Here is a 12,921-nt window from a genome sequence, read left to right as displayed (position 1 = left end):
CTGTGGGGCATGAAGATTTTCGCCCCCTTTGCTGGCATCGTGCGTTTCACGGTGACGCCGGGCCAGCAGGTCCGCACCGGCGATGAGCTCGCCATCATCGAGGCCGTGAAGCTCGAAACCGCGGTGTACGCCCCAGGTCCTGGGGTAGTGGGCGCACTCGCTATCGAGAATTTCGGTGATTGTCTCGGTGGCGATGAATTGCTCGAGCTTCTCGACGCCACCTCCACCGCATCTGACCCCGCCACCAAGGAGGCTTAACGACATCATGGGTTCCCCTCGTATCATCTCCGGCTGGGCTCGCGGCCGAAAGCTCGCGGTGCCCGCCAAGGGCACGCGCCCCACCAGCGACCGCGCCAAGGAAGGATTGTTCTCCTCCCTCCAGGTGCGCTTCGGATTTGAGAACAAGATGGTGCTGGATCTCTTCGCCGGGTCCGGTGCCCTTGGCCTCGAGGCCGTCTCCCGCGGTGCCCGCGGCGCCGTCTTCGTGGAGAATCACCCGCCGGCGGCCGCCGTGATTCGGCGCAACGCGGACATGATCCCGCACGCCGATATCCACATCGAGGAGCGCGCCGCCTCCAGCTATCTGGCCTCGGCCCCGCGCGACTACTTCGACATGGTGCTCGCCGACCCGCCCTATGATCTCGCCGATGAGGCCGTCACCGAGATGGTGCGCGCCCTCATTCCGACGCTGCGCGATGGCGCCGCCGTGGTGGTGGAGCGCCATATCGACTCTCCCGAGACCGCGTGGCCGGCCTGTTTCACCCCGACCGGGCAGAAGCTGAAAAAGCGCACCTATGGCATCGCCCGGATGGACATGGCTGTCTTTGACGCCAGCGCCGTCGATACCAGCGCCGATACCAGCGCCGATGCGGCAGAGTCTGCTGCGACCAGCACCAGCTAGAAAGACAACGCCTCCATGCCCACCCCCACCCGCAGTGTGTGCCCCGGCTCCTTCGACCCCGTCACCCTGGGCCACCTCGATATCATCACCCGCAGCGCCGCCACCTTCGACGAGGTGGTCGTGCTCATCACTCACAACCCGCACAAGCAGGGCATGTTTAGCGTCGAGGAGCGTGCCCAGTTGGTGCAGGAAGCTACTACGCATCTGCCCAATGTCCGCGTGGACACCTGGACCGGACTGCTGGTGGATTACACCCAAAAAGAAGGCATCGACGTCATCGTCAAGGGACTGCGTAGCTCCCTCGACTATGAATATGAGCTGCCCATGGCGCAGATGAATAAACGGCTCAGCGGGATCGATACCTTCTTCCTGCTCACCGAGCAGCACTATGGCCACATCTCCTCCACGCTGTGCAAGGAGGTGGCCCGCTATGGCGGCGATGTGTCCAGCATGCTGCCGCAACCGGTGGCGGCAGCCATGGCGGAGAAACTCGCCCAAGAGTAGGTGCTTGTGGCTGTGGCTGCTAGGGCGGCGGGGCGACGTCGATAAGCGCCTGCAGCACGCACCTCATGGCAGCGCGCACGGCTCTGCTCCGCTACGTTAAATGAATGCTCAGTGCGTTCATAGTTTTCTTCATTGTGGTGCTCGGCTCCTTGCTGCAGCGCGTGTCCGGCATGGGGCTGGGGCTGATTGCCGCGCCGGTGCTGAGCGTGCTGCTCGGGCCGATCGAAGGCATCATGGTGCTCAATGTGCTGGCCGTGGTCAATGCGGCGATCACCACCGGCACGGTGCGGCAGTGGGTGGATTGGCGCATGTTCAGCATCATCAGCTCCGTTCTGGTGCTTGGTTCTATTCCCGCGGCGCTGCTGATTCGGGCCGTCTCCGCGGCGTGGTTGATGATTCTGGTTGGGACGTTGCTGCTGGTGGCGTTGTGCGTAGTAACCTATGGCAAACGCTGGGTGCCGCAGTGTTCTGGGGCGCTGCCCGCCGCGATCTCTGGGGTAGTGGGCGGTTTTATGAACACTATCGCGGGGGTCGCGGGGCCGGCCATCACCGTCTATGCCGCAGCCAGCCGCTGGGAGCAGCGCAGCTATGCCGCCACCTTGCAGCCGATCTTTATTGTCTCCGGCCTGGTCTCGCTCATTATGAAGCTCGTGCTCGGAGCCGGCAGCTTGTCGAGTACCCCGGTACAGATCTGGCCGGTGGGAGTGGTGGCGATGCTGCTCGGTATTTATCTCGGGGTGCGCTGTGCCGCATTGATTCCGCGCGATAAAGCCCACCGGCTGGCACTCATTCTGGCCACGGCCGGTGGGCTGTCTGCGCTGATTCGCGGAGTACTCAGCCTCGCCTAGCGGCTGCGCGCCGCGCACGAACTCTGATGCGTAGTAGCACTAGAGGATGGAGGAGAGGAACTCTTTGGTGCGCTCCTGGGTGGGATGATCAATCACCTGCTCGGGCGTGCCGGATTCCACCACCACACCATCGGCCATGAACACCACCTGATCGGCGACTTCGCGGGCGAAGTTGATCTCGTGGGTGACCACGACCATGGTCATTCCTTGTTCCGCGAGGCGGCGCATCACGCCGAGGACCTCGCCGACTAGTTCGGGGTCGAGGGCGGAGGTGGGCTCGTCGAAGAGCATGAGCTTCGGGTCCATGGCCACGGCGCGGGCGATGGCCACGCGCTGCTGCTGGCCGCCGGAAAGCTGCAGGGGATAGGCCTCGGCTTTGTGCCCGAGACCGACTTCCTCGAGCAGCTGCTGGGCGCGCTTCTTGGCCGCGGCGGCCGAAACCCCCTTGACCACCATGGGTGCCTCCATGATGTTCTCCAAGGCGGTGCGGTGGGGGAAGAGATTGAAGTTCTGGAACACCATGCCGATATCGGCGCGCTGCTGGGCGGCTTCCTTCTCCGAGATTTCATAGAGCGTGTTGCCGCGCTGCTTGTAGCCGATGAGCTCGCCATCGACGTAGAGCCGCCCCGCGGTGATGCGCTCCAAGTGGTTCAGGCAGCGCAGCATGGTGGATTTACCGGAACCGGAGGGGCCGATGAGGCAGGTGACACTGCCTTTTTCCACCTGCATGTCGATGCCTTTGAGAACCTTCAGCTGCCCGAAGTTCTTCACAACCTTCTGGGCGTCAACCATGAGTGTCATGAGTAATTACTTCCTTTTCGGGGTGGTCGAGTTACTGATGGTGACATTATTCGGCGGAACGCCCTCGGCGTCGGCCAGCGCTGCCAGTTGGCGGGCGGTGAGTTCGCGGCTGGAGCCCTTATCAAAGTGCTGTTCCACATAGTGCTGAATCACCATGAGTATGGAGGTGACCAGCAGATACCAGGTGGCGGCTACCAGCAGCAGCGGGACGGGTTCGAAGATCGCGTTGGCGATGTCGGTGGCGCGGCCATAGAGCTCCCCGGCGTAGGGGATGGCCACCACCAGCGAGGTGGTTTTGAGCATGGAGATCAGCTCATTGCCCGTCGGGGGAATGATGATGCGCATCGCCTGAGGGAGCACGGTGCGGCGCATGGTTTGCCACCAGCTCATGCCCAGCGCCTTCGAGGCCTCGGTCTGGCCCTCGGGCACGGATTGAATACCGGCGCGCACGATCTCGGCCATATAGGCGGACTCGTTGAGCCCCAGCCCGATCACGGCGAGGAAAAACGTGTTGCGCAGGGCTTCTTCCAGACTGAGTTCAAAGCCCGCCACCCCGATCGAGGAGTAGATCGAGCTCAGCAGTCCCCAGAACACCAGCTGCACGTAGACGGGAGTGCCGCGGAAGATCCACAAGTAGATCGAGGAGACACCACGCATGATCGGGTTGGGCGACATGCGCAAAACCGCTAAGAGGGCGCCCAGCACCACGCCAATGATCATCGCGAGCACGGTGATGGCGAGGGTGTGCAGGGCGGCGATAGCGATGCGGCGATCGAGAATGTACTGGGCGTAGGTGTCCCAGCCATAGGCCTCGTTGCGCGCCGCAGAGATAAAGAACCACACGGTCAGCAGCAGCAAGATGGCGGCGAATACCCACCGCCCGGGGTGGCGCAGCGGCTTGGCCACGATGGGGGCGGCGTCGGCGGCAGCAGCAGAGCTCGCGCCGGTGGAGGGATGAGTCATGAGATAGTCCTAATGTCTAACGTGCTCGAAGAGTTCAAGAGGTGGCAGGCGGCGCCCCGCGGGATGCGGCGGCCCGCGGGATTAGATGTCCTCGCCATTGATGGCGGCGCTATCGGCCAGTCCAGAGGAGATGCCCCATTGGGTCATGATGGCCTCGTAGTCGCCGGAGTCGATGAGCGATTGCAAGGCGGCGGCGAGGGCCGGGGCGAGGGGAGAGCCCTTGTCCACGGGCCAGCCATAGTGGGCGGCGTCGGTGATGTCTCCGATCAATTCGATCTTTCCTTCGGAGCGTTCCACCGCCCAGGCGCTGATGGGGGAGTCCGCCGAGTAGGCATCGGCGCGGCCCAGTACCGCGGCAAGGGCCGCCGAGTCGGAGTCATCATAGGCCAAGATCGTGATCGGTTCCTTGCCGGCGGCGACGCAGGCCTCGGAGCGGGCGGGAACATCATCCGATTCTGAGACGGTGCCGCGCTGCACGGCCACCGTGAGTCCGCAGGCGTTATCGGGATCCACGCCGCTATCCGGCGGCGCGGCCCATTGAATGCCGGCGGTGAGATAGTCCACGAAGTCGTATTTGCGGCGGCGTTCTTCGTTATCGGTCATTCCCGAGGCGCCGAAGTCGATGGTGCCCGAGGAGATGGCGGGCAGAATCATGTTGAAGTCCTGCTGACGAACATCGAGCTTCAGTCCCATCGTGGCGGCCGCGGCACGCGCGAGATCAATATCGAAACCAATGATGGTGCCGTGGGAGTCCTTGAACTCCGCGGGGGCGAAGGGCGGATTGGTGGCCATGGTGATCACGCCTTTATCGGCGATCTCTGGGGGAACGAGAGCAACCACATCCGGATTGGGCTCGGGCTGAATGTCTTGCCAGCCTTCTGGGTGCCCATTTTCTTCATTGACCACGCACGCGCTCGCGCTGCAGGCCACACTCACCGCGAGGATGCCGGCGGTGAGGCGACGAAGAAGCTGCGCTGAAAACTTATGCATGATATTCACCCTAGCGCATACTTGTGGAGACAGGAAAAAACCGCGCCTGAGTCGGTGTGCTGCGTAGTGAGCAGCAGCTTCACGACGTCGCGGCGCGGTGAGTACGGTCTAGATGGCGGCGGGAGCCTTGCGTGCGGTGAATGTTTCCATCCATACCAAGCCGAGAACGATCAGTGCCCCGAGGAGGGTGAAGGCAAACACGATGAGCATATTTCCATCCGGTGCCATGGCCTCGGCGGCGTCATTCTGCCATGGCCACAGGGCCCGCAGAGAGCCCAGCAAGAGTCCACTCATGGTGATGAGGGTGAGAGTGCGGTGGGTGGTGAGCAGGTAGTTGAGCAGCTTGATAAACAGGGCGATACCGGTGACGGCACCGAGGAAGAACACGCCCATGACCGTCAGGTCGCGCTCATGCACCGCGTTGAGAACAGGCTGGTAGAGCCCGAGCGCCAGCAACAGGAAGGAGCCGGAGACACCGGGCAGCACGAGGGCGCACACCGCGACCATGGCGGCAAAGAAGTACACCGGAAGCGCCGGGTTGCTCTGCGGCGCCGAGGACGCGCCGGTGGCGATGAAGGTGACGATCGCGGCAAGAGTAAAAGCGATGATCGCCGGGATGCGCTTGCGGCGCAAAGCGGCGGCGTCCACCATGCGCAGCGGCACCACGATGGAGGCGGCAACCATGCCGAGGAAGAGACCACGGGCGATTTCCGGCTGGTTCTCCACGAAGCTCGCCATCACCCCAGCCATGAGCAAAATGGTGATCGCCATGGCCCCGACCAGCGGGATCAGCAACGCCCAGTCGAGGTTTTTAAAGCGGGCCGCGGCCTCCTTGCGGTCGCTCAGCAGCGCCTTGCAGGCGGCCAAGATGCCATCACCGGCGGCGATGGCGCGCTCGTAGACGCCGACGACGAGGGCGATCGTGCCGCCAGAGACCCCGGGGACCAGCTCCGCCAGCGCAATGAGTGCACCGCGGAAGGCGTTGTTGAGGATTTCGACAGGATTGATTCTCATGGTGTGCAGCGACTCTCTTTTCTCGTCTTGGCTGCGGGGCTGGGGCACAGGCCCATTGCCGCCGCGGTGCTGTGCTGTAGCGACTATACGACAGCAGCAAGGGGCGCACCGAAACGACACTCGTGGCCGCCGCGAAGGTGTGGGAACGGCCATAGTGAAGCCCTAGGCAGGTGATTTATCCTTCCTTCATGGGGTGCTCTATACTGATGTCTCGCGCCCCAGTAGCCCAATTGGCAGAGGCAACGGATTCAAAACCCGTCCAGTGTGAGTTCGAGTCTCACCTGGGGCACAGTGGCCAGCGGAGGCAGCAACCCACTTGAGGGGCGCTTCCGCTGGTTTTTTCTCTGCCCGCCGCGGCTAGTCATGACCGCGCTACATCGGGATCGCGCAAGCTGTCTACACTGAGACACTATGACTGATCCGACGCCACGCCTGATGCTTATCGACGGCCACTCCATGGCCTTTCGCGCTTTCTATGCCCTTCCAACGGAGAATTTCTCCACCTCCGGCGGCCAGCACACGAACGCGGTGTACGGATTTATGTCCATGTTCTCCTCTCTGCTGAAAGAGGAGCAGCCCACCCACGTGGGCGTGGCCTTTGATGTCGGCCGCACCACCTTCCGCACGGAGCTCTTTCCCGAGTACAAGGCCCAGCGCGAGGCCACCCCGGAGGAGTTCAAGGGGCAAGTCGGGCTGATCAAGCAGGTGCTCGAAGCCTGCAATATCGTCACCGTGGAGATGGAGAACTACGAGGCCGATGACATCGTGGGCACCCTCACCAAGGCGGCCGAGCCCGAGGGCTACGAGATTCTGCTCGTCACCGGCGACCGCGACTATCTGCAATTGGTCAATGAGCAGACCACGGTGCTCTATCCCATGAAGGGTGTCAGCGACCTCAAGCGCTTTACGCCTGCGGCGGTGGAAGAGAAATACGGTCTTACCCCCACCCAATATCCCGACTTCGCGGCCCTGCGTGGCGATCCCTCCGATAATCTGCCCAATATTCCGCTGGTGGGGGAAAAGACCGCCGCCCAGTGGATCGTGAAATACGGCAGCCTGAAGGGTGTGGTGGAGCATGCCGACGATATCGGCGGCAAGCGCGGGGATAACCTGCGTGCTCGCTTGGACCAGGTGCAGCTCAACCGTGAACTCACCGGGATGGTCACTGATCTCTCCCTCGATATCACTCCCGAGCAGCTACAACTGCGCCCGGCCGACGCCGCTGATGTGGCCGAGCGCTTCGATGAGCTGGAATTCGGCTCGAATCTGCGCGAGCGGGTGCTCAGCGCGCTGCCCAGCGATGGGGATGCGGCTGTCGTAGAAGAGGAGCAGCGCCTGGAGGTGAGCGTCGATAAGCCCAGCTCCTTGGCGCAGTGGATGCAGGAGCGCCAGCAGCAACCGCTCGCTGTGGCGGCGCGCGGCACGGCTGCCGCCGGCCGCGGGGATCTGCAGAGCATTGCGCTGGTGGATGCGACGGGTAGTGCGGTCATCGCCGAGGTGCCCGAGCTGGATCCGGAGGACGAGCAGGCACTCGCCGCGTGGCTGGAATCGGATAGCCCCAAGCTGCTGCACGACGCCAAGGCCGTCTATCACATGGTGCGTGGCCGCGGCCTGATCCTGGGCGGCATCGCCCACGATGTGGCTATCGCCGCCTATCTGCTGCGCCCGGGCCAGCGCACCTATGCGCTCAACGATATCTACCAGCGCCATCTGCAGCGGCAGCTCGAGCAGGCCGAGGACAGCGGCCAGATGAGCCTGCTCGACGATGCGCAATCCGAGCTGCTGGCAGCGGAGGGCGTGGCGATTATCGAGCTGGCCGAGGAACTTACTACGCAGCTGCAGCAGATCGATAGTTTCGAGCTCTACCGGGATCTCGAGCTGCCCCTGGTGAGCGTGCTCGGCGAGGTGGAACACACCGGTATCGCCGTGGATATCGACAGCCTAGAGCGGCAGCGCGACTCCTTCATCGAGCACGTTGATGCGGAAGTACAGGCCGCCCGGGAGATCGCCGGCGACGAGAGCCTGAATCTCTCCAGCCCGAAGCAGCTACAGGTGGTGCTGTTTGAGACCCTCGAGATGCCCAAGACGAAGAAAACCAAGACGGGCTATTCCACCGCAGCCAAGGAAATCGAGAACCTCGCCCGCACCCACCCGCATCCTTTCCTCGATCACCTCTTGGCCCATCGCGAATATCAGAAGATGAAGACCACCCTGGACGGGCTGATCAAGTCCGTGCAGCCGGATGGGCGCATCCACACCACCTTCAACCAGACGGTGACCTCGACGGGGCGTTTGTCCTCTACCGAGCCGAACCTGCAGAACATCCCCGTGCGCACCGTGGTGGGCCGCCATATTCGTTCCGCCTTCGTCGTCGATGGCGACCACGAATGCCTCGTCACCGCCGACTATTCCCAGATCGAGATGCGCGTGATGGCGCATCTATCCGAGGATCCCGGGCTCATCGAGGCCTATCGCCGCGGCGAGGACCTACACAACTTCGTCGGCTCCCGCGTATTCGGTGTGCCCGTCGACGAGGTCACCCCGGAAATCCGCCGCCGCGTCAAGGCCATGTCCTATGGCCTGGTCTACGGGCTGTCCGCCTATGGGCTCTCCCAGCAGCTGGATATCTCGCCCGGGGAGGCCAAAGAGATCATGTCCACCTACTTCGAGCGCTTCGGCGGGGTGAAGCGTTATCTCGACGATGTCGTCGTGCAGGCCCGTAATGATAGCTACACGGCCACCCTCTTCGGCCGGCGTCGCTACCTGCCGGAGCTGAGTTCCACCAATCGTGTCGCCCGCGAAAACGCTGAGCGCGCGGCGCTGAATGCGCCCATCCAGGGCACAGCCGCCGACATCATCAAGATCGCCATGCTGCGCGTGTACCAGGTGATGCAGGATAAAAAGCTCCGCTCGCGGCTGCTGTTGCAGGTGCACGATGAACTCGTGGTGGAGGTCGCCCCAGGGGAAAAGGACACCGTCGTGGAGATCCTGCAAGAAGAGATGGACAAGGCTGTGCGCTTGTCTGTGCCGCTGGAGGTCTCCGTCGGGGCCGGCGTGAATTGGGACGCCGCCGCGCACTAGACGCTGCTACTACGCAGCAGCGTTTAACCGAAGAATGCGGCTATCACCATCATCGCCGGTAATGCGGTGAAGGTGGTGATCAGCCCGGTATCGCGCGGCACGCGGGTATCGCGGCCATAGTTGGATGCGTAGTTATACACATTCTGGGCGGTCGGTAGCGCCGCGAGAATCATGGCCGCAAAGAGCTGCTGGTGATCCAGCCCCAGCAGCAGCCCCACGGCGAGCGCGGCCAGCGGCATGCCCAGCTGTTTCAGCCCCACCGCCCAGAAAGTTAGCGTGCGCGCCTGCGGATCCCGCAGCGGGGTGGCGGTGGTTAGCGAGGCGCCGAAGCTCATGAGCATCAGCGGAATGGCCGCCCCGCCCAGCACCTCGATGGGGCGAAACACCATATCGGGCACTGTCAGATCACTCCACGCCACCACCAGCCCCGCGGCTGCGCCGAGCACCACCGGGCTGAGTACCGCGTGGCGCACCGCGACCACTAGTGAGGAGGAGCGATCGATCAGCGCCAGAATAATCGGCGCATAGATCAGCACCTGAAATAGCACCACCGGCGCCGCATAGGCCGCGCTGCCGAGCACGTAGAGACTCACCGGCAGACCGATGTTATTGGAGTTCATATAGCTTGACGACGCCGCCCCAATCGTCAGGTCTGCCCGCTGCCGGCAGCCACCAGCCCAGGCGATAGCCACGAAGGCAGCCGCGGTGATCACCGCCGCCGCCGAGGTCGCCACCACCACAGGAGAAAACATCTGCTCCGGTGTGGAGCGGGCGAAGACCGTGAATAACAGGGCCGGCAGCGCGGCATAGAAGGCGAGTCGGTCGAGTACTGTGCGCTGCTCCTCGGACGCAATGACCCGTGTAGAGCCCACGGCGAAACCCACGGCGATCAGGCCGAGAATAATGCCGTAGCTGGTGAGAATGCCGCCCATGAGGCCCGCGAGTGTCCTTTCTTATAGGGTGGCCGGTCGGGAGTGCTGTCTTAGTCCTTGCGCGCGGAAATGATGAGCGTGCCCGGGAAGATGCGTCCCCGCAGCGGCGACCATTGCCCCCAAGTGGTCTCGAGATCCTCTGGCCACTCGGGTTCGATCATGTGACGAATACTGAGACCGGCGGCTACCAGACCATTAGCGTAGTCGGAGACCGTGTGGTGGCCTTCAGCATAAGAAAGCACGCCCTGATCATCCGCCTCCGTATATGCATCGTCAAAATAGGAATACGCCACGTGAAGGCCCTCGGCGCTGGGATCATCGGCGAAAATCCAGCGCATCGGGTGATTGACGGAAAACACGAAGCGCCCACCGGGGCGCAGCACACGGGAGACCTCGGCGAAGGCGGCGGAGAGATCCTCGATGAAGGGCAGCGCGCCAAAGACCGAGAAAACGGTGTCCACGCTTCTAGGGCGCAGCGGTAGAGCTAAGGCATCGGCGTGGAGCAGGTGCAGGGTGGCGTCGTCAATCGCCGCGCGCCGCAACATCTGCTCGGAGATATCGACGCCGATGATGCGGGCGGTGGGGAAGCGCTCGGCGAGCCAGCGGCTGCAGGGGGCGGAGCCGCAGCCGAGCTCTAGCACCGTGGTGTCGGAGACATCACCCAACAGCTGCGCCTGCTCTTCGTGCAGCATCTCTGGGCACCAATAGAAAGAGGAGAGATACTCGGGATGTTGGGCGTGATAATTGGCGGCGTCGTGGTCCCACCACGATCGGTTCGCTGCGGAAAATGTGGCGGGTGTGAAACGAGAGTTCATGCAGGTAACTCTATTTGCCGGAAGCGAAAACGTGCAGTAGAGTGTTGGAGGCGTGTCGCAACGCGTCCACGGTTTTCAGGTGTAATAGGACGGCTGAAAATGGGGCGCGTGAGATTGAACAAGCTGGTCAGAGCGTCAAATACGGCGCACGATCTACTCGTCAAGAGATACGTTTCCTGTCCATTCGAGATTCCTATTTCAACATTTTTCGGAGCAACTAACATATGCCCACCAACAACACCCCTCAGGTAGCCGTCAACGATATCGGCTCCGCTGAGGACTTCCTCGCAGCCGTCGACGCCACCATCAAGTACTTCAACGATGGTGACATCGTTGAGGGAACCGTGGTCAAGGTCGATCGCGACGAGGTTCTGCTCGACATCGGATACAAGACCGAGGGCGTTATCCCCTCCCGTGAGCTGTCCATCAAGCACGATGTCGATCCGGAAGAGGTTGTCGAGGTCGGAGACGAGATCGACGCACTTGTTCTCACCAAGGAGGACAAGGAAGGCCGTCTGATCCTGTCCAAGAAGCGCGCTCAGTACGAGCGTGCATGGAGCGCCATCGAGCAGCTCCAGGCCAACGACGAGCCCGTCACCGGTACCGTTATCGAGGTTGTCAAGGGTGGCCTGATCCTTGACATCGGGCTGCGCGGCTTCCTGCCTGCATCCCTCGTTGAGATGCGTCGCGTCCGCGATCTCGAGCCGTACATCGGCCAGGAGATCGAGGCCAAGATCATCGAGCTGGACAAGAACCGCAACAACGTGGTCCTGTCCCGCCGCGCATGGCTCGAGCAGTCCCAGTCCGAGCTTCGCTCCGAGTTCCTGCACCAGCTCCAAAAGGGTCAGGTGCGCAAGGGTGTCGTCTCCTCCATCGTCAACTTCGGCGCCTTCGTCGATCTCGGCGGTGTCGACGGCCTGGTTCACGTTTCCGAGCTGTCCTGGAAGCACATCGACCACCCGTCTGAGGTTGTCACCGTGGGCGACGAGGTCACCGTTGAGGTTCTCGACGTCGATCTCGACCGCGAGCGCGTGTCCCTGTCCCTGAAGGCCACCCAGGAAGATCCGTGGCGCGTCTTCGCCCGCACCCACGCTGTGGGCCAGATCGTGCCCGGCAAGGTCACCAAGCTGGTTCCCTTCGGTGCGTTCGTGCGCGTCGAAGAGGGCATCGAGGGCCTCGTCCACATCTCCGAGCTGGCTCAGCGCCACGTCGAGGTGCCGGATCAGGTTGTCAACGTTGGCGAAGACCTCATGGTCAAGGTCATCGACATCGACCTCGAGCGTCGCCGCATCTCCCTGTCCCTGAAGCAGGCTGATGACGACTACTCCGAGGAGTTCGACCCCTCCAAGTACGGTATGGCCGACTCCTACGACGAGAACGGCAACTACATCTTCCCGGAGGGCTTCGACCCGGAGACCAACGAGTGGCTCGAGGGCTTCGACGAGCAGCGCCAGGAATGGGAGGCTCGCTACGCAGAGTCCGAGCGTCGCTTCCAGCTGCACACCCAGCAGATCGAGCGTCACCGCGCCGCAGCCGAGGCTGCCGCCGAGGCCGGCGAGCAGCAGGGTGCAGCCTCCAACTACTCCAGCGCTGACGCTGGCGTAGCCGAGGCCGCAGCCACCACCGGTGGTTCCCTCGCTTCCGATGAGCAGCTCGCTGCTCTGAAGGAGAAGCTGGAAGGCAACTAAGCCTCCACTCGGTGACCGCTACACGCGTCATCGATAAGGAAGTGCCCTACCCCCAGGGGTAGGGCACTTTTTTGTGCCACTACGCAGGAGAGTGTGAAGTTTTTCTACAGCCCCGTAGCACACCCATGCAGTGTGGCTTCGTGTGGGGTCGATAGGAAGAAAAATGTTTATTCGGGCACTAATAAAATGCCCGTACACAGGGCATTACTGTGGCGTGGGAGATGCTGCAGCGCGGGGCGGCAGGAGCCGTGAAAACCAGCGCTAGGGCGTTTTAACTGGGTGTTTATTATTCTCATTGTCATTAGGCAGCACTAAGTAAATGTGACTTACGGCATAGTAGCGGCGCTATGTGTGAGTGGATTTGTGTCCTATAATTATCGTGAT

Annotated in this window: 12 protein-coding genes and 1 tRNA gene; 7 read left to right on the top strand and 6 right to left on the bottom strand. The window is 62.5% G+C overall.

Features of this window, described 5'->3' with window-relative positions; translation table 11 throughout:
- The first annotated feature begins 9 nt into the window (after positions 1-9).
- The 4 genes from KRX12_RS00230 (at position 10) to KRX12_RS00215 (ending at position 2,253) form a co-directional block, all read left to right on the top strand.
- A complete protein-coding gene (locus tag KRX12_RS00230) occupies positions 10-258 on the top strand; it encodes a biotin/lipoyl-containing protein (protein ID WP_218365353.1) in 249 nt (82 codons plus the stop codon).
- Between the two features lie 7 nt (positions 259-265).
- Complete coding sequence (locus KRX12_RS00225) at positions 266-901, top strand: RsmD family RNA methyltransferase (RefSeq protein ID WP_218365352.1); 636 nt, start codon at positions 266-268, stop codon at positions 899-901.
- Between the two features lie 15 nt (positions 902-916).
- Positions 917-1,405 (top strand): pantetheine-phosphate adenylyltransferase, encoded by a 489-nt coding sequence (gene coaD, locus KRX12_RS00220; RefSeq protein WP_218363712.1) that lies wholly within the window; start codon positions 917-919, stop codon positions 1,403-1,405.
- 104 nt (positions 1,406-1,509) lie between these two features.
- On the top strand, positions 1,510-2,253 hold the full coding sequence (locus KRX12_RS00215; RefSeq protein ID WP_218363711.1) for a sulfite exporter TauE/SafE family protein: 744 nt from the start codon (positions 1,510-1,512) through the stop codon (positions 2,251-2,253).
- Between the two features lie 39 nt (positions 2,254-2,292).
- On the opposite strand, the gene KRX12_RS00210 is transcribed toward KRX12_RS00215, so the two are convergent.
- From KRX12_RS00210 to KRX12_RS00195, 4 genes are all read right to left on the bottom strand, one after another.
- The gene (locus KRX12_RS00210; protein WP_151550138.1) at positions 2,293-3,054 is read right to left on the bottom strand and encodes an amino acid ABC transporter ATP-binding protein; all 762 of its coding nucleotides are present in this window, start codon (positions 3,052-3,054) and stop codon (positions 2,293-2,295) included.
- 6 nt (positions 3,055-3,060) lie between these two features.
- Complete coding sequence (locus tag KRX12_RS00205) at positions 3,061-4,017, bottom strand: amino acid ABC transporter permease (RefSeq protein WP_218365351.1); 957 nt, start codon at positions 4,015-4,017, stop codon at positions 3,061-3,063.
- Positions 4,018-4,098: 81 nt separating this feature from the next.
- Complete coding sequence (locus tag KRX12_RS00200) at positions 4,099-5,007, bottom strand: ABC transporter substrate-binding protein (protein WP_218365350.1); 909 nt, start codon at positions 5,005-5,007, stop codon at positions 4,099-4,101.
- 108 nt (positions 5,008-5,115) lie between these two features.
- Positions 5,116-6,021 (bottom strand): DUF368 domain-containing protein, encoded by a 906-nt coding sequence (locus KRX12_RS00195; RefSeq protein WP_218365349.1) that lies wholly within the window; start codon positions 6,019-6,021, stop codon positions 5,116-5,118.
- 215 nt (positions 6,022-6,236) lie between these two features.
- On the opposite strand from KRX12_RS00195, the gene KRX12_RS00190 reads away from it, so the two are divergent.
- Positions 6,237-6,310, top strand: a tRNA-Leu gene (locus tag KRX12_RS00190).
- A 122-nt stretch (positions 6,311-6,432) separates the two neighbouring features.
- Complete coding sequence (gene polA, locus KRX12_RS00185; RefSeq protein ID WP_218365348.1) at positions 6,433-9,102, top strand: DNA polymerase I; 2,670 nt, start codon at positions 6,433-6,435, stop codon at positions 9,100-9,102.
- Positions 9,103-9,125: 23 nt separating this feature from the next.
- On the opposite strand, the gene KRX12_RS00180 is transcribed toward polA, so the two are convergent.
- A complete protein-coding gene (locus KRX12_RS00180; protein WP_218365347.1) occupies positions 9,126-10,034 on the bottom strand; it encodes an AEC family transporter in 909 nt (302 codons plus the stop codon).
- 50 nt (positions 10,035-10,084) lie between these two features.
- Entirely contained in the window at positions 10,085-10,849 is a 765-nt protein-coding gene (locus tag KRX12_RS00175) for a class I SAM-dependent methyltransferase (protein WP_218365346.1), read from the bottom strand.
- A 224-nt stretch (positions 10,850-11,073) separates the two neighbouring features.
- Between KRX12_RS00175 and rpsA the strand changes: the two genes are divergently transcribed.
- Positions 11,074-12,537, top strand: coding sequence for a 30S ribosomal protein S1 (gene rpsA / locus KRX12_RS00170; protein ID WP_151550145.1), 1,464 nt, complete (start codon positions 11,074-11,076; stop codon positions 12,535-12,537).
- Positions 12,538-12,921: the final 384 nt, after the last annotated feature.

This window comes from Corynebacterium sp. TAE3-ERU2 (genome assembly GCF_019209955.1).
GTDB classification, from domain to species: Bacteria; Actinomycetota; Actinomycetes; order Mycobacteriales; family Mycobacteriaceae; genus Corynebacterium; species Corynebacterium megadyptis.
This window is presented reverse-complemented; position numbering and strand designations above follow the sequence as displayed.